Annotated in this window: 15 protein-coding genes; 7 read left to right on the plus strand and 8 right to left on the minus strand. The window is 39.3% G+C overall.

Features of this window, described 5'->3' with window-relative positions:
- Positions 1-59: 59 nt before the first annotated feature.
- Complete coding sequence (locus I6F50_RS10870; RefSeq protein ID WP_165739565.1) at positions 60-935, minus strand: LysR family transcriptional regulator; 876 nt, start codon at positions 933-935, stop codon at positions 60-62.
- 119 nt (positions 936-1054) lie between these two features.
- Here I6F50_RS10870 and I6F50_RS10875 point away from each other — a divergent pair, with 119 nt between their 5' ends.
- Positions 1055-1555, plus strand: a complete 501-nt coding sequence (locus I6F50_RS10875) for a lactoylglutathione lyase family protein (RefSeq protein WP_002959229.1) — start codon at positions 1055-1057, stop codon at positions 1553-1555.
- 226 nt (positions 1556-1781) lie between these two features.
- On the opposite strand, the gene I6F50_RS10880 is transcribed toward I6F50_RS10875, so the two are convergent.
- Positions 1782-2162, minus strand: a complete 381-nt coding sequence (locus tag I6F50_RS10880) for a hypothetical protein (protein ID WP_010552898.1) — start codon at positions 2160-2162, stop codon at positions 1782-1784.
- 725 nt (positions 2163-2887) lie between these two features.
- Here I6F50_RS10880 and I6F50_RS10885 point away from each other — a divergent pair.
- Positions 2888-3820: a ChaN family lipoprotein gene (locus I6F50_RS10885; protein ID WP_165739569.1), complete on the plus strand. Its 933-nt coding sequence runs from the start codon at positions 2888-2890 to the stop codon at positions 3818-3820.
- A gap of 66 nt (positions 3821-3886) precedes the next feature.
- Here the strand turns inward: I6F50_RS10885 and I6F50_RS10890 are convergent, their stop codons facing one another.
- From I6F50_RS10890 to I6F50_RS10905, 4 genes are read right to left on the minus strand one after another with little or no spacing between them, the layout of a single operon-like run.
- Entirely contained in the window at positions 3887-4606 is a 720-nt protein-coding gene (locus tag I6F50_RS10890; protein WP_165739571.1) for a HugZ family protein, read from the minus strand.
- Positions 4603-5391, minus strand: a complete 789-nt coding sequence (locus tag I6F50_RS10895) for a heme ABC transporter ATP-binding protein (RefSeq protein ID WP_197159931.1) — start codon at positions 5389-5391, stop codon at positions 4603-4605. The genes I6F50_RS10890 and I6F50_RS10895 overlap by 4 nt, the downstream gene beginning before the upstream one ends.
- Positions 5388-6440 (minus strand): iron ABC transporter permease, encoded by a 1053-nt coding sequence (locus I6F50_RS10900; protein ID WP_007583641.1) that lies wholly within the window; start codon positions 6438-6440, stop codon positions 5388-5390. Before I6F50_RS10900 ends, I6F50_RS10895 begins: the two co-directional genes overlap by 4 nt.
- The gene (locus tag I6F50_RS10905) at positions 6437-7246 is read right to left on the minus strand and encodes a hemin ABC transporter substrate-binding protein (RefSeq protein WP_197176225.1); all 810 of its coding nucleotides are present in this window, start codon (positions 7244-7246) and stop codon (positions 6437-6439) included. The genes I6F50_RS10900 and I6F50_RS10905 overlap by 4 nt, the downstream gene beginning before the upstream one ends.
- Before the next feature lie 140 nt (positions 7247-7386).
- Here I6F50_RS10905 and I6F50_RS10910 point away from each other — a divergent pair, with 140 nt between their 5' ends.
- The gene (locus I6F50_RS10910) at positions 7387-9468 is read left to right on the plus strand and encodes a TonB-dependent hemoglobin/transferrin/lactoferrin family receptor (protein ID WP_197159933.1); all 2082 of its coding nucleotides are present in this window, start codon (positions 7387-7389) and stop codon (positions 9466-9468) included.
- Between the two features lie 677 nt (positions 9469-10145).
- Here I6F50_RS10910 and I6F50_RS10915 read toward each other — a convergent pair.
- Both I6F50_RS10915 and I6F50_RS10920 read right to left on the minus strand, forming a co-directional pair.
- Positions 10146-11669: a sensor domain-containing diguanylate cyclase gene (locus I6F50_RS10915; protein WP_165727926.1), complete on the minus strand. Its 1524-nt coding sequence runs from the start codon at positions 11667-11669 to the stop codon at positions 10146-10148.
- A gap of 459 nt (positions 11670-12128) precedes the next feature.
- A complete protein-coding gene (locus tag I6F50_RS10920) occupies positions 12129-16151 on the minus strand; it encodes a rhombosortase-dependent M36 family metallopeptidase (protein WP_197119010.1) in 4023 nt (1340 codons plus the stop codon).
- A gap of 149 nt (positions 16152-16300) precedes the next feature.
- Here I6F50_RS10920 and I6F50_RS10925 point away from each other — a divergent pair, with 149 nt between their 5' ends.
- The 4 genes from I6F50_RS10925 to I6F50_RS10940 all read left to right on the plus strand — a co-directional run bounded on the left by I6F50_RS10925 (position 16301) and on the right by I6F50_RS10940 (position 21215).
- Positions 16301-16825, plus strand: coding sequence for a hypothetical protein (locus I6F50_RS10925; protein ID WP_024592711.1), 525 nt, complete (start codon positions 16301-16303; stop codon positions 16823-16825).
- Between the two features lie 813 nt (positions 16826-17638).
- Positions 17639-19450, plus strand: coding sequence for a glycoside hydrolase family 3 protein (locus tag I6F50_RS10930; protein WP_165740907.1), 1812 nt, complete (start codon positions 17639-17641; stop codon positions 19448-19450).
- 1 nt (position 19451) lies between these two features.
- Entirely contained in the window at positions 19452-20183 is a 732-nt protein-coding gene (locus tag I6F50_RS10935) for a 5-oxoprolinase subunit PxpA (protein ID WP_165740908.1), read from the plus strand.
- Between the two features lie 345 nt (positions 20184-20528).
- On the plus strand, positions 20529-21215 hold the full coding sequence (locus I6F50_RS10940) for a 4'-phosphopantetheinyl transferase (RefSeq protein ID WP_165740909.1): 687 nt from the start codon (positions 20529-20531) through the stop codon (positions 21213-21215).
- The last annotated feature ends 31 nt before the right edge of the window (positions 21216-21246 follow it).

The following is a 21246-nucleotide window of genomic DNA, read 5'->3' on the forward strand; positions in this document are numbered from 1 at the left end:
TTCTATTCCCCCTTTTGCTTATGGTATTAAGTGCCGTGGGTGTAAAGGGGGTTTACGTTTTAACTATTTACTCCCGCCTTTATTAGCTCAATCACTGTATTCATACGTTTTGCCAACGGCCTATTTCGGTGATGGCACACATAAATAGATTCACTAACCGGACATTTTAAATGATGTGTTTTTATAAGTAGTGGTTTATTGAATGCGCCAACAGCATGAGCAGGTAATACCGTAAAACCCAGCCCTAAGCTTACAGGTTCTAGTATCAAACTAATTTGGTTAGAAAATCCCGTACGTCTTATTTGGTCAATATGCTCAAACTCACTGTAGTTTTCGCTTAGTAGTAGCTGCGCATGATGGCTTGCATCGGGGTGAGCAATAAACCCTAGCTCACACAGGGTTTGCCAATTAGGCATGTTTATACCTGCAGGCGTTACAAGTAGTAGTGGCTCTTGGCTTATTTTATGGCTGGTTAGTTCGCTAAATGTTGGAGCTTGAGTTAAAAACCCAATGTCGGCACTGTGGTTTGCTACAGCTTGTTCAACACTTACATTGGGCGCAAAGCGGTAATCAATAATTAGTTCTTTATGCTCAGATTGCAGTGCTAATAATTGATTATAAAACTTTAAACCACAACTGCCCGGAGATTGAATCTTTACCGCTCCGCTGTACGGCGAATCATCTTTTAATTGTTGTTCTAAAAATTGCCAATCTTTAAGAAGTAGGCTGCCCTGCTGATATAAGTTTTGGCCCTGAGGAGTAAGAGAAAACTGCTTACCATGGCGCTCAAGTAAAGCGCAGTTAACTTGCTGCTCTAGCTTTTTAATATGCTGACTTACGCCAGACTGGGTCATATAAAGGCGCTCAGCTGTTTGGGTAAAGTGATTTACTTCAACCAAAGTGCAAAAGGTGTTTAGCCATGTTGGATTTATCATTACAAAATGTACTCAAAATGATGATTAATGATAATTTTACTTAATATGTAGCGGTTCGTAAACTAACTCCATCAACTAGTCGTAAGACAAAATAAGTCACACGTTAAAGAGGAAGCATTATGAGTCATACATATCCACGTAGTTTTTCGCACATTGGTATTTCAGTACCCGACGTTGAAAAAGCCGTTGAGTTTTATACAAAGGTTATGGGTTGGTACACTATTATGGAACCTACTTTGATAACCGAAGATAAAAGCCCAATTGGTGAAATGTGTACAGAAGTGTTTGGTGAAAAATGGGAAAAATTCAAAATAGCACACCTATCTACAGGCGATCGTATTGGTGTCGAAATTTTTGAATTTAAAAACCAAGAAAACCCTAAAGACAACTTTGAATACTGGAAAACTGGTATTTTCCATTTTTGCGTTCAAGACCCTGATGTAGAAGGTTTAGCCGAGCGTATTGTGGAAGCTGGCGGTAAAAAACGTATGGAAGCCCCACGTTATTACTACCCAGGTGAAAAACCATACCGCATGATCTACATGGAAGACCCGTTTGGTAACATACTTGAGATTTACAGCCACAGCTACGAGCTAATTTACAGCGCAGGCGCTTACTAAATAGCACTTAGCTAAAAACAAAGACCGCAGTATTTATTACTGCGGTCTTTTTGTTTCAGTTATAGAGTTTTTAAATACACTTCACCGTCTTCTTATTCTCTATAACTTGTTTTTGCTTAGCTTGTGCAGCATGTTTTGCCCTGAGTTGAAAATATTATCAACCTCCAGAAAAACACTACCAATCGAACTGTGTCCTAGTGAATTTATGAACGACATAATGTATTTGTTAGGAACTTTTGCTCTTATCCACAAACAGGCTACATGTCAGTACCGCTGAGATTAAAAAACAAAACATTACGCTTAATGTAAATAATATAAAGTTTTCATTTTTTGATATAGCTGCTCCTTTAAGGAGTATTTCACCGCTATTAAGTGCATCTACTCCTACATAGATCATCAACGGAATTACAAAAAATGCATTGCTGAGCTTAATAAGTAAGTCCTTTGATGAAAGACTTACTAATTGAGAAGCATTATGCTCTTCCTCGTCTCTATTTAATAGTTCGGCTTTTAATAGCTCAAAGCGTTCAGGGTACAAAGCCCTATCAATAGACGTGATAGCTTCTTGCAATTCAGTAATAGAATATTCTGAATAATTTGGTTCCATCTATTAAACCTTCTCCAGTGCCTAACGCTTACATAAGCGGAAAAATATAGTTGACCAAAATGGTTTTAGGAACAAAAAACAGCCAGCTATAATTTTTTCATTTGATATTTACGTTAGGTTTTTTAGTTAACTGTATATAAAACAAGTATATATAGCTAATGGGCCAAAGTAAGAATATGGAAGCTACTAGTTTAAAGTGTCCATTTTTATATGAATGTGCTTGTGCTGAAAACCAACTTAATAAAGCTCCAATTACACATAAAATCTTAAGAATGTTACCAAACCAGTGTTCATTAAGGAAACTCATAAAACTGGTGTTTTGACTTGCAAATATAAATAACAAAAGAGCTGAGGTACCAAATAAGAGACAGCTTCTTGATTCTGAACATTTTAGTAAGAATAGGCTAAAACCATCTTCCATGTTTTCACTAAAAAGTGGATGCTTCATAGAACTCCATTTAACATCTAACAATTTTATAGGCCGCGAATCGAGCATACTTCTGCCGATGTCACGCTCATGTTTCTACTTTATACAGTTTTAACAAATTACCTAAGGCATTGCTATCAAAAGCTATTTAATATTTACAAGCAAAGTTAAGGCATATAAATGCGCGTTTCGCTCATTTCCTTGATTATGTAAGTAAGCAGCAGTTTGGCTGGCTTAATAGGTATTACAAGTATATGATATTGATAATTATTTGCATTAAAGTGTTTTAAAGGTGTGTATGAAAAAGTCTATGTTAACTCTGGCGTTAGTTACGGGTTTGAGTGGTTGTAGTACAACAGCTACGGAGCCTGATAAAAGCTCATCGCTTTATTACTCAGCACTTTATAATGCACAGGCAAAGCCTGTTAGCTCTGTATTATTAGAGCCCAAGTTATTAAATGCCGATGTGGTTTTAGTGGGTGAATTGCATACACATCCGGGCGTGCATTTATTTCAGACTGAGTTATTTGAGCAATTAAGCAAAAGTAATAAACGCACTGCGCTGTCGCTTGAGCAATTTAGCCGCGCGGATCAGCCTATTTTAAACCAGTATGTTAAAGGTGAAATTGGTGAGCAATACTTAATTGATAACACCCAAGCGTGGCCAAATTACAAAAGTGATTACCGTGCGCTGGTAGAGCTGGCAAAAACGAACAATAGCGATGTAATAGCTGCAAATGCCCCTAAAAATATAGTCACCTGTATTGGCAGGCAAGGCATAAGTTACCTAAGTAAACTTGATGAAACACAGCAGAGCTATATTGCAGCCACTATTGATACATCCCCCAGTGATTATAAACAACGTTTTATGACCTCAATGCACCATGGCACGCCAAGTCAAAACGAAAATTATTATGCTGCGCAAGTTACCTGGGATGAAACCATGGGGGAGTCTATCGTTAACTATTTAAATAATCATAAAGATGCGCAGGTAATGCATATAGCGGGCGATTTTCATGTGAAAAATGGCGAAGGTATAGCGCGCGTTATTAAGCGTTTAGCGCCAGAGCTTAAGGTTGTGTGGATATCGCCGGTTACAAGTGTGCAAGCTAACCAAACAGGGTATCAGTTGCAAGTTAACCCTTTGCCACCCCGTTATGTACAAAAAGAACATCAGCAAGCCGCTTTTAAAGCTTTAGCTAAACGAGGCGATCAAACAGTTTGCTTATAAAATGACGACATAGTTGGTGAATTTCTTAACCAGAGCTCAGGTTAACTATGTCGTCATGTATTTAGTTTAGTTATTGCGTGCTTGATTGGTTAGCGCAACCAGCGCTTTACGAACCTCTAACGGGCTGTTGCACTGGGTATTAAAATTAATAAAGTAATTACGCTTTTGGCTTTGTATATAAAAACCAGTGGGTAATAGGCCGCTCATTATTGGGGTGTTATCGGCTACGCCGTAGTGCTGCATTAATATGAGCGACATAGCATCTTGATGGTCGTCGTTCATGTGGCTTATCATGCTTTGCTGCTGGTTTTCATCCCAGTTTTTTGCCTCATCCTGCCATTCGTTTTGCTCAAGCCAAAATATTTTGCCAAAGCCACCAATGTAACGCACACGAATTACGTCTAATTGCCATAATTGAAAGTCGTGCGCATTGCGATAGCTAGCGGCTTCGGGGTATAGGGCAATATAGTTATCAAGTAAGGTGTGTGCTTGCTTACTTGGCACAATAGAGCCATCGCCTACAAGCGTTACTCGCCCGTGCTCGTTTTGATCGCCACTGTCGGCGGCATCAAACACAGTTAGGCTCATACGAGAGTCGTGCTTTAGATTTTTAGTGTGCTGGGCTATATCGCTAATAAAAAAGTAAACACGGCCTTGTTCGTCGTACATATAGGGGGTTACTGAGCCAAACGGGTAGCCGCGTAAATTATTAGAAATAGTCGACATGACACCGGCATTGGTTTTGTAAACCAAGGTGCGTGCATCGTTTAATGCTTGCTCTCTCATAAAAACTCCTGACGTTGAGAAAAAACCATGGGTGCATCGTTATAAGGATGAGGATTTACGTGCAGTTTCATGGCGTACATTTGTTGTAAGTTTTGTTCAGTTAATACGGTGTTTATAGGCCCACTTTGCAGCACTTTTTTGTTGTGCAGTAAAATAGCGTCGGTTGCATAAAGGCTGGCTAAATTTAGATCGTGTATTGCAATAATGGCGCTGTTACCCTGCCCTACAAACGCTTTAACGCAGCTGAGCAGTGCATGTTGGTGGCGCATATCAAGTGCTGATGTAGGCTCGTCGAGTAGCATTAGTTTTGGCTCGGCCGATTGTGTAAAGGCATCGAGCTGCGCTAAAGTACGCGCCATATGCACTCGTTGTTGCTCTCCGCCCGAAAGCGCACTTACGCGGCGAGTTAAATACTGGTTTAAATCCATAATAGCGGCGTATTTATGTACTTTTTCGCTTTGCATTTTTAATGACTCTACATACGGATAGCGACCCATTGCAATAAGCTCAAATACATTAAAATCAAACCCTACGTGGTTAGCTTGCATCATGACTGCGCGCTGTGTTGCAAGGCGTCTTTTAGCGTGAGAGGCCAGCGGCTTAGCATTAAAAAGTACACTGCCTGTAAAGGAGTGCATACCTGCTAAGGTATGCAGCAAGGTAGATTTACCTGCGCCATTTTCACCAAGTAGTGCTACAAGTTGCCCTTGTTTAGCGCTGCCATCAATAGCGTTTAAAACGCTATGATTATCAAAGCCAACGCTTAGGTTGTTAAACGTGATCATGACCAACCTCGCTTATTTTTCACTATTAAATAAATAAACAATGGCGCACCCAATAGCGCGGTAATAATGCCAATGGGTAGCTCTGATGGCATGATCACAATGCGTGCTAGCCAGTCAGAAAGTAGCAATACCACTACGCCAATTAGCATACAAAGCGGCAGCATATTACGTAAATGCGGCCCCACCATTAAGCGGGCAATATGCGGGACTACCAAGCCAACAAACCCTATTAAACCGGTAAGCGCTACAACCGCACCTACCCCTAATGCAACGAGTATAATGACATACAATTTAAGCTTATTAGTGTCTACTCCTAGGTACTGAGCTTGTGACTCGCCAATAAGGAGTAAGTTCATGGGGTTTTTTAACCGCCACAGGCCAATTAGGCTGATAAACAGTAACGGCGCAGCTTGAATAATCGTGCTCCAGCTTGCTCCGCCTAATGAGCCCATGGTCCAATAATTTATTAATCGTAGTGCGCTATCGTCGGCAAAAAAACTCAGTAGCCCAATAACAGCGAATGCTAACGCGTTAATAGCGACTCCTACCAATATAAGTGTGGTGATATTAATTTGCCCCTGCTGCTTGGCAATAAAATATACCAGCGAGGTAACACCAAGCGCCCCTAAAAACGACGCATAAGGTAAATACAACTGAGCGTTAAAATTAAACTGCGCGCTAAGTGCAATAAACGCCACTGCAACCATTGCCGCACCTGCACTAATGCCAATAATAGATGGGTCTGCCAGCGGGTTACGGCAAAGCGCTTGGGTTGCCGCCCCTGTTTGGGCAAGTACCAACCCTACTAATACAGCAAGCACAAAACGCGGCAAACGTATTTGCATTACGACATTTATTTGCAGCGCATCAAACTGATTAAAGTACTCGGGTGCAAGCCAGGCAATAGCTAAACGCCAATCCCATCCTGCAGGGCCGTACCCAATGCTTAGTAGCGCCAAAGCAAAAATACAAACAGAGGCTAATAGCATCCACTTATGAGTTTGGCTAAGTGTTATGGGCACAAAGCGGCTCAATGTTAGGGTGTTCATAAGCGGGTTTTATACTCGTTAAGCTCATTAATTGCTGTGGTAATACGTGGCGACATGCCAAGCGAAAGCAGGCTATCCATAACAAGTAAGTTACAGCTTTGCGCAGCTTTTAATAAGCGTAGGTTCGGTTGCTTACAAAAAGCCTGCTTGCCGCCAATGCTTTGTACAACATGCTTTGGCGCAACTAAAAAGTCAGGCTGATTTACAGCAAGTACTTCGGTATTAATTACTTTAAAGCCTGAATGTGTAGCGCCTATATTAGTAATGCCCGCATAGCTAAATAATAAATTAGGGACGGTTTCTTGCCCTGCGGCGGCAAGCCCGCGCTCATTAGCTGAGAGTAAAAATAGCGCGCTGCGTGTCTGCACTTTTGCTTTTACAGGTAATGAGTTTGTAATGTGCGTAATAAGTGATTGCGCTTTTTGCTTGGCGTTTAAGTCGGTACCAAGGCGTTTAATTAGCTCAAGTAGCTCATTAACTGAGGTCGGCTTTTTATAATGAATTAGCTTAACCCCTGTTGCCTCAATTTGTTTAAGTGCTTGGCTTCGCCCTGCGCCTTCAAGCGCTAACAAGGTGGTTGGGCGCATAGAAAGCACGCCTTCTGCCGCTAAATCGCGGTAATAACCCACTTGTGGTAATTGCGTAGCTTGCTGTGGGTACATACTAGATTGATCAACCGCTACAAGGGTATTTTGTTTGCCCAGTGCATAAATTATTTCTGTAAGGGTGCCGCCAGCACTAATAACGCGCTCCTGTGCAATTGCAGGTTGAGCGACTAAAGCAAACAATATAAATAGGTATTTCATTACAAACTCCGGCTTTTATTTTTCGGCTATTATAACTAGTTAAATCTAAATGAAAATGATTATCATAATTAATTGATCTTAATTTGACTTAGTTGTAACATCCTCGCCATAAATAATAACTATTATCATTTGGAGTTAAAGTGAACCCCTCTACATTTAAATTTACTGCTATAGCAACCTTATTACTCGGATCTGGCACTGTATTTGCCGAAAACATAATTGACGAACATATTGTTGTGAGTGGCTCGCGCTTTGAACAAAAGCTTAAAGATGTAACAGGCTCAGTTACTGTTATTACCGAGCAAGACATAGAGCGTCAGCTAGCTGTAGATTTACAAACCATGTTTAAATACGATTCAAGTATTGCAACCACTGGCAGTGGTGCAGGCGCGCAAACACTCACCGTACGTGGTGTTGGTGGTAACCGTGTTGTATTTATAAAAGATGGCCGACGTACCAACGATGGCTATGCAGGCGGAGGGGGTTATTTAGTTGGTCGTAATTACTTTGATGTAGCAGGCGTAAAACAAGTAGAAGTAGCCAAAGGTGCTGCATCGTCTTTATATGGCTCTGATGCACTCGGTGGCATTGTGGTTATAACCACTAAAGATCCAAGCGATTACTTAAAAGATAACAGCAGCTTTGTAAAAATGGCGCTGGGGTATCAAGGTCAAAGCAACCAAATTGCCGCTGATATTACCGCTGCAAAAGACTTAGGCGACTTTGCTGTAAGCGCCGTTTATAGCCACCGCGACAGCGAGGAAGTACAAAACTACGACGAAAACTTACCCGGTTATGATGCAAAGTCGGATGCTTTATTAGTTAAATTTGAGCAACAGCTTGATGAAAAACGCACACTTAAATACACCCTTGATTACTTTAATCAAACAATTGAGCAAGTAATAACTTCCGCCATTCAAGAAACTGAAGAAGACGACACTAGTTGGTCATTGGCGCTAGATTACCATTCAGAGGTAGCAACAGCGGCATTTGATAAATGGTATGGGCAAGTGTCTTACAGTAGTTACGAGCAGCAAAGCGATCAAATTAGTGGCGCAAGTACCTACACCGATTATAACGACTATCGCTTTGAGCAAAATATTTTAGGTTTAAAAGCAGTATTTAATAAAGGGCTTAAAGGAGAAACCACCGATCATGAAGTGGTATATGGAGTTGATATCGACTTATACGACACCACCCGCCCTCGTTTTAAAACACGTATTTTAGCCGATGGCACCGTTGATTTTACCGATCAAAAACAAAAAGCATTTCCCGGAGCTGATACCTCTTTAATTGGCGCTTATGTGCAAGACAGTATTTCGTTTAATAACAGCGCGTGGTCGGTTATTGCAGGTGTGCGATACGATTACTACACCCTAGAGGCTAAAAGTGATGAGTTATACGCCGATGCACAGCTTGATGATATTACCGAATCTGCCTTTTCGCCTAAGCTAGGTGTTATATACCAAGTGGATGATAACTTATCGTTGTACGGGCAATACGTACGAGGCTTTAAAATACCACCACACGACCAAGCCTATCAAAGCCACGGCGTTGAGCCGTTTTATCAAATATTACCAAACGCCGATTTAGACCCTGAAAGCAGTGATTCGTTTGAGCTTGGGCTAAGATACGCCAGCAGCGATATTAGCGTAAACTTAAGTGCTTTTTATGCAGCATTCGATGATTTTATTGAAACCGCCGTAGTGGGTGTTGAGCCAACGTATATTCCTGGCGTAAACAAAACTTTGTATCAATATCAAAATATTAGCGAAACACAAATAAGCGGTGTAGAAGCCGGAATTGCCATGTATGTCGCTGAAAATATACTACTTGAGGCAAACGTGGCCTACGTTGATGGTGAAAACAAAGAAACCGATCAGCCACTTACCAGCATTAGCCCGTTAAATGGATCAATATTGTTAAGTACAGAGCTGGGTAATATTAACTGGACCGCTGCGTTGCGTTTAGCTAAATCGCAATCGGATGTAGTACTTGATGCAAACGATGATAAAACTACGCAAGGGCATAGCTACGGCGTTGTTGATTTATACGCAAACTACGAATGGCAAGCGTGGCGGCTAAATGTAGGTGTACTTAACTTGCTCGATAAAGAATATGTACCTTTTGAGTTGATTGCAGGTCAATCGCAAAGTGCTGATTTTAGCCAATACACCCAACCTGGGCGTAACTTTTCAGCAAGGGTAAGCTATCAGTTTTAATTAGGGCTAAACAAATGGCAATAAACGCTGCATGGGTATGCAGCGTTTATTGCACATATTTACTCAAGTCAAATTACTTAATGGTGAGTATACTCAGGTACACTTCTACATACTTAATGCCCATTAACACTTTATATAAACAGCACTTTTAAAGCCAAAATCGCCGTTATTTATAAATTAATTAATCGCAAAGTCTTGGTTTTCTAAATAGCTGGGGCGTTTTTAAAACATGCTGTTAGCTTACTTGCAAGCGTTGTATTTATTGCGCTGTCGCATTCTAATTCCCCGTTATACTCCCCCTTAGTAAGCGGCACTAATCTTAACGAGTCATAGCTTGGTTTACTTTGTATTTTATGAATTACCAAGCCTTGTTGCTGCGTTAGTTTTACTAATGAAAATGCATTTTTGTGTTTTATTAGTCGTGATTTTTCAACATATAACGGGTTTTAAAAAGTTAGTTTGGTAGTAAAACTGCTTTGGCATTAGCGTATTTACCAAATTTTTTGATTGATGACTTAGCGCTTACAAAAATAACTGTAAAGGGGGTTAACAGTCACTATAGCAAAGGCATAGTAATGATTTACAAGCCATCAAAAGCAGATGGCTGGCTTAATAAACTCTCTGTAAAGTATTTATCAATTTAAAGTAATACAGTGTATTACTTAACTAAGCTGCGCTTAGCTAATATCGGCCACTACGCATCGGTTACGACCATGCTCTTTAGCATGGTATAGCGCCTTATCGGCACATTTATATACTTGGGCAATATCAGTACTATGCTCAGGCCAGGTCGCAATACCTATAGAAATAGTGATTTTTCCTATGGTGTTTATTTCTGTCGATTCTACTGTTTTACGTAAACGCTCTGCTATTTTATAGGCACTTTGGCTGTTTTCATTTGGTAGTACAAGAACAAATTCTTCACCGCCGATTCTTGATACTATGTCGTCTCTTCTTGATAGTTTTTTAATTATATTTGTTAGCGAAACTAAAGTTTCGTCGCCTTTATCATGTCCAAAAGTATCGTTAACACGTTTAAAAAAGTCGATATCAATTTCTAATATAGCGAATGGGGTTTGCTTTAGCATAAGCTGGTTAAGTAGGCCGTTTAAGCTTCTTCTGTTATGCGTATCTGTTAAGGGATCTGTTTGTGAGTCATGGCGTAGCACACCTATTTGTGCTTGTAATAAAGTAACCTCTCTTAACATCGCTAACTTCAGTTCTTGACTTTCAAAATACCACGACTTCACGCTTTTAAGTTTTTCTAAGCTTTTTGGATCATCGAGTGTATTTGCGTTATCGGCTAATCGCTTTAGCGGCCTTGCTATAAAGTGTGCGAATAAACCAATAAAAATAAATGTGACTAATGCCATAGGTATTGTTTGTTTAATGACTTCAATAGTTAATGTATCTAGCGAAGAGAGCGTTGATTCTAATGGTCTTTGCGCCACTATTCCCCATTTAGATAAAGTAATGGGTGCGTAGCCTGCGAGCATCGGCTTATTTAAGCTATTAATAACCGTTGAAGTGCCTATTTCGCCATCTATAACAGCGTCAATCACAGCATTGTTAGCAATAACGTTGCCGATTCTGGCAGGTTCTGGGTGATATAAAATGCGCTTATTTGAGCTAACAACATAAAGGTACGAACCACCTTTGTAGTAATGTTGTTCTAAAAGCTCATTTAAAATATTTTTCTCTTTTAAATAAAGAGAGCCCCCAATATAACCTAAATACTTACCTTCAGAATCAAATAGCGGGTGCGAAATAAAAACAATTAAATTATCAGCTGCCGATAAATAAGGCTCACTAATTAATGGGCGTTTTTCTTTTAGTGCTTCTATTGCTCCTGGAGACTGTATTTGTTGGCCTATTAAACTTTCAAAGTGAGGCGACGTCGCTGCAACTACACCATGTAAATTAATCACAACAGAGTTAAAGCTATCCGTTTGATGATTTAAACGAATGGCTTCATCGTTTAATAATTTGGAGTTATTTGGTGATTGCTCAATAATTTTAGCTGAGTATTCAAGCTGCTGAAGCGCAGACTTTAAAAAGTTATCAGTTGCGGAGGCTAATTTTTGTGCATAGGCTAAATTACTTTTTAGCGTATATGATGTTAACTGCTCTTTTTGAACCTGATAGGTAGAATAAAAACTCCCTACCAATGTGCTCAGTGCTGCAGAGAATGCGAGTAGCAATATAAGAAATCTTAAATTTAAAGCGGGTAGTAATTTATATAGCAAAGCTGCATTCCAAAGCACTCAAATTCAGCGCGTATTATACGAAGTTAGGTATTATACCCGTTTAAGTGTTTTTAATTAAGTTGGTTTGTTCAATTTAGCGACTATGCGTTAGGGTATGGCGTGATAAATAATATATTCCAGTATTGCCATTTTTTATCCTTTAATCAGTAAAACTCTAGCCAACTAAGTGAACGCACCGAGGTTGTTTATTAAGCTTTAAGATATAAGTTGTTGATGTCGTATAAAAAGGCAATATGACTAATAGATAAGTCAAAGTGTATGGCCATGAAAAAGTTAATATGAGGTCAGGACTAAAAACATCACACTAAGTTTATAAAAAAGGCCAGAAGCAAAAGCTACTGGCCTTTCATTAAAGCCGTCATGTGTTTAGAGACGACGGGATGTTATTTAAACTTATTTACTAACGTTTTTACGACGTCTATTAAACCATACTAATGGAGTAAGTAATAAAGCTATAAAGCCAAAACTACCACCACCGCTAGATTTTGCTTCTGTTACAGGCACTGTTGCTACCGCTTCATTTTTTACCATTACAGTACTTTGTTGAGTCACAGTTGTTACACCATCACTTACGGCAACTTCAAAAACAAGCTCTTCATCTGCAGTAATAGCTGCAGGTGTGAAGCTCAAAGTTGCTGTATCAGTACCAGTGAGCGTAGCATCACTACCGCTAACCTGAGTCCAAGCATAAGTTAGTGTTTGACCATTGCGATCTGACGCTGTTGCTGTAATTGTTCCTGTAGCAGATTCAGTAATTTCCGCTGATGCGCTTTCTACTAAAACAAGTGGAGCTGCGTTATCACATGCTAGTGAATCACCCGCTACAAGTTCTGAAAATACAGGAGATAAAACGTTAGACATAGTTAGGTTATCAATCCACCAACCTAAATCACTTACTGCGCCATCTGATGAAATTCTAAAGCGTACTTTTACTAAGTTGCCGTTTAGAGCATCACCAAAGTTGATAGTTTCATAATTACCATACGCGCCACTATCTTGTACGTTATTACCTGTGTATGTTTCACGTTCTTGAAGCTCTTGAGAATCGTTTTCGATTAGAACAGCGTCATAGCCAACATCAAATGTGCCGCCAATTTCAGTAGCATCAACCCAGTCACCACCATTAACACTAACTTCTACAACACCACCATCCCAGTTTTCCTCGATACTATAGAAATGCCAGAATGAAATTTCAAAGTCGCCAGAGTAACCGACTTCGAATGACTTACTCTCTACTGCTACATCCGATTGGAAGCCATTATTTACAAGGCGCATTGCTTGTGTGCCTAGGCCAAAGCCACCTTGTTCAAAGAATGCAATATTACTACTATTATCCATTACTTGAGTGCCAGCAGCTAAATCACCACCAAACATTACGTTTTCTTTTAAATCTAATAGTGATGAACTTGCTACTTCCATATCATCAGAAACTACAGCTCCAACAGGCGTTTCTGACTTAAAGCCCATATTTACTTCAAACGTAAGTGTTTGATCAAGCGCTTCAACGATATCATCGTCTGTTTCAATTTCAGGGAATGTGACTTCAATTTCTAGTGTTTCAGCTGTACCCGCTTCGTTCAAAGTAACTTTAATATCGTTACTTGTTATTGCTTCGTACGGTTGAACTTCACCAAAAGTAAGTAGGCCATCATTTTCAAATGTTACATCATGATCGCTTATAACTGTCAGTTGTGCTGTTGTACCACTAAGTACTTCACTACCACGGTTAGTAATTGTTACGCTAACCGTACTCGTTTCGCCTTTATCTAAAATATTGTCGTTAGTACAAAAACCAAGCTCTGTACCATTGTACATGTTGTTTAAGTCAGCACTTGCAAAAGCATAGCTAGAAAGCTGTGTTTTATCTGATTCAACTACACCAGTAAGGTCTTCACTGAAACGATCTGGCGATACTGCGCCAAGACCCATACCACGTTTAGCAAATGCGCCTACCATTAACTTGTAATCAGCAGGGTCTACTGCATAGGCAGCAGCTAAAATAGCATCACGTGCTTCAGTGTAGGTTGGTGCTATAGGTGTTAATTTGTAACCTGCAACTAAGTAATCTGCCATTCGAGTTTGTGCTTCATTAAAGCCATGCTCGTTAATAAGCGTTACGTAGTTTTCCCATAATACAGTTGCCCAAATTTCGCCGGCAGCATGAGGAGAAGCCACGCTTGTTGGTGAAATACCAATATCAGCACCAGCATTTTCAGTAATATGTCGGAACGATAATGCATTTACATCTGTATCAGTTGAATAAGGAAGACGACGAATACCGAAGTAGAAGTCTTCTACAAATGTGCCGCTACCATATGCTTTTTGGAACTTATCGTTACCTGTGATATTTATATCGCTTTCTTTAGCGATAAACATTAATGAGTGGAAATCGCCCCAGCCTTCGCCCATTGCGCGGCCTTGGAAGTTAATAAGGCCTGATGAATTACCGACTAAGCGGTTACTAATGTAGTGACCCCATTCATGAGCAATAATACCATTATCAAACGTACCATCTTTTAATGTTGCTTTGGTAAACATGTTTACAGTAACAACTTCACTAGCATCAATTAGGTCATACATTGCATGACCATCAGCGTAATTTAAACCCATATTTGGAATAGTTACAGTATCGTCTTCACCGCCCATTGGTGCCGGTTCTGCTGTATCTGGGTCATTATTAACAACGATAGTTGCTATTGCACCCGCATCTTGTGCATTTTTTACTTTAATTGTAAATGAGCATGAGCCACGGTCTACAATTGCAATTTTACCCGCTAGTTCAGCTGCATTTATAGCAGGCTCACAACCATCATTCACACTTGTTGAATCTACTGTATTTCCATCATCTAAACGAACAACTTCTGCAGCCACATCACTGAATTGGTATTTACCAAAGCCAGATTCTTTTGTTGAAGCTAAAAGGCCTAAAGAGTCATGTGAAGTTACTGTAATACCAAAATCTACACCAACAACGGCATCTTTACTGTTGTACAAGTACATTTGCATACGTGGGCTAGCACCATCAGCTGGCGTAGACATATTTGCGTTATTACGACCTGAGTTATCTTGAGCCTGTGCTTCAATCGGGTCACCTTCTACGCCGCCACGACCAAAGTTAGATACTTGAGCTACATTTGACGTTTCATCAAAACCATGATCATAGAAAAAATCATGTAAAAAGTTATTCATATAAAACAAGTTAACAATAGCCGCTTTACGGTTTGCGTAGCTATTTGCAACTTCATCTACTTTATAAGGGTAGTCAAATGTGAAGTCTGCTGTTGTTTCAGCAGTAAAGTCACCTTCACTAAAGTCTTGAGGTGCAACCACATCTGCGTAAGCAAATACGTTATTACCTGATGTTGTCGTTGCATCATCAGCTAACCATGGGTCCATTGTGCTTAGTTTACTGTAGTAAGATAGAGATACCATTGGCGCGTCTAAAATCTCAGTCTCGTCTACTTGCCCTGGGCCATCTGCAGGAATTACGTCACCGTGCGGGCTTTCCATTGGGTAGCCATCTTGGTTAGCGTAAACACGGTAATTAAAGTCAGCTGCATGAGATTTCAAATCTTTCGCAAAATATACTTTGCTGTTATTCGAATCTACTACATAACTAAAGTAGTCACTTTCTAAAGAGCCAACTTCTGCTACTTCTACTTCAATGTAGTAAGCAGATTTAAGCTCGCCTGCAACTTCAAAAAATACTTCTTTTGCACGTGGTGTACCTAAAACAATCTTAGAGTCATCTAATGATTTAGCCTCATACTTTGCATATCCACCCTCGTTACCAATTTTACGAAGTGAGACATCAATATTTGCTAATTCACTAAATGCTTTTTTTATACTTTGCTCAGAGCTTACAAAACCCGTTAATGCAGCAAGTTTATTTTTAGATGACGACGTATCAGCAAAATAACCCGAGCTTGCTACTAGGTTGTACTCTTTATCCATTAACAAGTTGTATTCGCGGTTAAAAACTTCAACACCGTTTACTTGTTGCTTGTATTTTGCACTAATAGAACCGCGTTTTTGCTCTGATAAATCAACCATAACAGCAGAAGATGCTGTTGTTTTACGATTACTAATACCTGTTAAAGTTTCAATATAAAAGTCAGCAGCATATTGATTACGGTTATCAGCTGCGATTAAAGCCATGTCAGGCTTACGCTGACCTATTGCTTGCCATAAAAATGTTGCTTTACCCATTTGTGCATCGTAAATAGATTTTTGACCCGATACAGTGGCGCGTTCGGCTAAGGTTCTCTGCTGAACAGCAGCTAAAGAAGTACCCTGAGTAACTGCATTTGTAGCACTTACATCATAAAATCGGGTTTGTTCAGCGGCCGTTAGCTCACCTGCTGCTAATGTTGATGCTACAACTATGGCAATAGTTGTTAATTTAAATTGAGACATGTATCCACCTGTTTGTATTTATTATATTAAAGTACTTAATGTTTTTTAATTGATTATTTTATGTAAACGCATAGTTAAGTTGTTAATATACATACTTGAATGAAGCTGAATAGCTTTAAATTTAGAGAAAAGTAAACAAAGGTAAACGAATGCAAAAAATAATTTTTATAAGTTCAGTGCCAATAATTGCAGCTTTATTACTATCTGCATGTAATAACAGTGAAAAAACAGAGGTTAACAACTCTCAGGCGCTACCTAAAACAGCAGAAATCATTATAAAAGAACCATCTAAGAACCAGAAAACTGACACTATTTTTCCTAAAAAAGAAAGTAGTCAAGGTATTATGAAAAAAGCATCTAAAAGCATAAATTCATCGGGTGATAAGCTTATTTTTAACTCTGAGCAGTTATTTAAAGGCGACGTTATTTATAATCAGAACTTAAAGCAAAAAGGTGTAGTAACAGGTACTCTTACCATTACATTAAATACCGATTCTTTGCCTGATGAGTTAAAAAATAATTATGAGTTAGTTAAATCGACAGCTCACAATTACACATTACTTGTTGAAAAGGATGTTGATATTGCAGGATTATCTAAAGATCTAAACAATTATAGCTCAGTGAGCAATGTAGAAGTTGCAATTGATTACTCTCCTATCGAAACACACTTTTAATCAGCAACAATGCACTTACCACTACCATACTTATTAACATGGTAAAGTACTTTGTCAGCACATTTGTAAACTTGGTCTATTTCGTTACTACGCTCAGACCAAGTTGCAATGCCAATAGGAATTATTATAAATCCAATAGTTTACGTATTTATAGACTCAACGGTTTGACGTGATCGCTCCGCTATTTTGCGCACTTTGCTGTTCTTATTAGGTAAAAAAATACAAATTCTTCTCTACCTAAATGCGCCACAATATTGTCTTTTCAAGATGATTTTTAGTTGAATAGGCAGGTTATTGCATTGCTGATTCTAAAGAGTATAAGTTGTTGATGCTAGTTTATTAGCGCAGGCATAGTTATTTTTAGTGTAAGTTTTTAACTGCTCCTTTTGTGCTTGGTAGGTAGAATAAAAGCGACTTACTAAAGTACTAATAAAGGCTGTAATCGTTAAATGAAAAATAAGAAATCGAAGATTAAGGCTATTAATAATTCTTTCGAAAATGAATGCCATCCTAAGTATTAGGCATTCAATACTTGCACCTATAATTGAGCATAAAGCCTGCAATTACACCCTATTAAAAATTTATTACCTAATATCAATAAAGCCAGAAAAAATATAACTTTTCACTAAGTTCAAAACTATAATTTTTCTTCAATTTTTACAATACGTTAATGGTTTTTGTAAAGAAAACCTTCTTTTGCAGTTACTTTAAAAAGTAGTTAAGCTGCATACATTTATCTACTTTTTAGCCTTGGAGTGTGTTTTGCTAAATAAGTGTATTGTACCGTCTATCGTTTTTTTATCTGGGTGTTTAATGCCATTACAATCCTCGTTTGCTAAACCCGTGCTTTCTCTTGAACAACAACTTGGGCAAAAGTTAATACTCGACTTTCGCTACTTTTGCCAGCAAGGAGCAAGTAATAAATGCCGAACTCCAATGACCGAGTTACCTAATGAGCTTGCCGTCGCTATTGCTAAATACGATATTGGCGGAGTTATTTTATTTTCTGAAAACACTCAATCAATAGAACAAACCATTACGCTTAATAGCCAATTGCAAACAGCTGCAAGTAAGTCCAGTAGTAAGCTGCCTTTATTTATATCAATAGATCAAGAAGGCGGACGTGTAGCGCGTTTACCACGCGATGTTGCTACATCATTTACCGGTAATATGTCGATTGGCGCAACGTACAAAAAACACGGTACAAGCTTTGCCACAAAAACAGCAACAGTAATAGCTAAAGAGCTAAATTCGCTGGGTATCAATGTAAATTATGCGCCTACGGTTGATGTAAACATGAACCCCGATAACCCTGTTATCAACGTACGCTCATTTGGTGAAAACCCAGCACTCGTTAGTAAGCTAGGCGCAGCTCAAGTTGCAGGGTTTGAAAACAATGGCGTTATTACTTCGTTAAAGCACTTTCCTGGGCATGGCGATACAAATGTAGATAGCCATACAGGTTTGCCTCAAGTAAACCATGTAAAAGAGGTTATTTACGAGCAAGACCTATCACCGTTTAAACACATTATCGCCAAGCAAAACCCTGGCATGATCATGACGGCGCATATCCAGTATCCAGCGCTCGATAGCACAACGTTTGTAAGTGTTGATGGCAAAACCATGATAAAACCGGCAACAATGTCGCGCGCAATCATTACTGATATTTTACGCGGTGAGCTTAATTACCAAGGTGTTGTAGTAACCGATGCGCTTGATATGGCAGGTATTAGTAACTTTTTTACACCAACTCAAGCGGTAATTAATACGTTTGCGGCTGGGGCTGACATTGCCCTAATGCCCGTTGAAATTAGAACGCCGGATGATTTAAACAAGCTCGATGACCTTATTAAAGAGCTTGTTGCAGCGGTTAAATCAAAACAACTTGATGAACAAGAAATAGCACAATCTGCGATGCGTATTACCTCTCTTAAAAATAAATTTAGATTAAGCACTAATTTTGACCCTATTACTGCGCTTACTGAAGCTAAGCAGGTTATTGGCAGTGCAGCACATCGTGAAATAGAAGCGCAACTTGCTGTAGAGGCTATAACGCAGGTTAAAAATAATAACAGTATTTTACCGCTTAATTTAAAAGCAGGAAGTAATGTTCATATTATTATGCCCGACACGCGTAAATGTATGGCAATGCAGCAAGCAATTGAAGCTACCAGCCAGCAAAAATTCACCTATAGCTGTAGTAGCTTACAAGGGTTCGACCCTGCACTCGCAAAAGCACAAATACACGCTGCTGATATAGTTATAGCCGGCAATGCAACGCCTAATCAAAGTGCGGTAGAAATTGGCGGTATGGATGATTTAAAAGACGATCCTAATTTTGCACTTAATAATGCAGAGCAACCAAAAGCACTTGAGTCATTATTAAATATGGCAAAAGAGGAAAATAAAAGCACTGTTTTTATAAGCCTAAGAGCACCGTACGACATTGCTAAATTTGGTAATTATGCAAATGCTGTACTTGCATCCTACGCATATAATATTGATGTAGATAAAAACGATATTGTATCTGGGCCTGCTTTTACCGCCCTTGCAAAAGTGTTACTGGGTGAAGCGCCTGCTAACGGCGTACTGCCTGTTACAATAAAATCGCAAAAGGCGCATTAATATGAAACTTAATTGTGATTTAGGCGAAAGTTTTGGCGCGTGGAAAATGGGGCTAGACGATGATGTAATGCCACATATTGATATGGCTAATATTGCCTGTGGTTTTCATGCCGGCGATGCCGATGTAATGGCAAGCACGCTCACACTTGCCAAACAATATAACGTACAAATTGGCGCTCACCCCAGCTACCCAGACCTGCAAGGTTTTGGTAGGCGCTCAATGAATCTTAGTACAAGCGAGCTAATAAACTGCCTGCATTATCAAATAGCCGCTATTGAGGGCATGGCAAAAGTACAAGGTTTAACGCTTAGCTATGTTAAACCACATGGCGCGCTTTATAACGACATGATGGCTGATGAAACAATATTAAACACTGTCATGCATGCCATTGCCATCTACCCAACCCCATTAAAGCTCATGCTACTTGCAACGGCTAAAGCACAAAGCCATCAGCAACTTGCCAAAACATACCAATTAACATTAATTTTAGAAGCCTTCGCGGACCGTCAATATACCGATGCAGGACTGTTAGTATCGCGGAATATTCCTGGTAGCGTGCATAATAAATCGGCACTGATTGCGCAAGTAAAACAACTGTTAACTACAGGCTGTGTAACAACTCAATCGGGAAAGGTATTACCTTTACATGCTGATAGTTTATGTGTGCATGGCGATAACGAAGCAAGCATTGCCCTTATTCAGGAGATCAAAGCTCTGTGCCAAACTCGTTAAACACTCAAAAACTAAGTAACCTGAGCTCTGGTTAAGAGATTTACTAAAGTGTTGAATCATGGTGATATTTAAATTTATTTTCTCTAGCCAAAGATTTTCAGTGAAAACAAGGCAAATTTACACGTCAATAGCTGGCCTATTGCAAGTGAATTCAACACAGTTAGCGCTGAAAACAGCTGCTCGATATAGATTTATTATCCAGAGTTCAGGTTAATTAATCATGCATATTGTACATTACGTAATGAGCTTAAGCTCAGCACAGGTCATAAACTTTACTTTATTTATTATATTTTTAACGTACCATTAAAGCGCTACTCTTAATTTTAGGAAAAATGCAAATAGCATATGGAACTTTCCCCTTATACTCAGTTTACACCCTACCTTAGCCACAGCACTTTTTGTTGTAAATTTGATAGTAACCACTTTATTGATAGTGACTTTTCGAGTTATCAGATTTTTTCACCGCTGCAACTTCAAAAAGCAGTCACAAAACGAAAGGCCGAGTATTTGGCTGGCCGATTTTGTGCGAAAAAAGTACTAAACGCACTCGGTATTTCCTCTTTTGATATTCTTTCTAGCAATGATCGCGCGCCGATATGGCCTGATAAAGTTATCGCTAGTATTACCCATACTCAAGGGATTGCAATGGCAATGGCCTCTCAGCGCACAGATATCGCTGGCATTGGTATTGATATCGAACAGCTAATGAGCGCAAAACAAGAGCGAGAGCTACAAGAACAAATTTTGCACCCTAATGACTATCCTCAGTTTAGATTGTTCGCAGAGCAGGTATCACACCCGTTAACCATTATCTTCTCAGCAAAAGAAAGTATTTTTAAAGCTTTGTACGCAAGTGTGAAACAATTTTTTGGCTTTGAAGCGGCTACGCTCATTGCCTTTAATGAACAACAACTGCAATTTAAAATAACCCAAGCACTTTCACCGCAAGTGCCTAAAGACACTTACTTAACCGTATTTTACCAATGTGACAAAAATATAGTGCTCACAGAGTGCGAATTCAAAAATTCCTAGTTATACCAACCTGCATAAACCTTTGAGCAAT

This window comes from Pseudoalteromonas sp. NZS127_1, assembly GCF_015864295.1.
Classification (GTDB): Bacteria; Pseudomonadota; Gammaproteobacteria; order Enterobacterales; family Alteromonadaceae; genus Pseudoalteromonas; species Pseudoalteromonas arctica.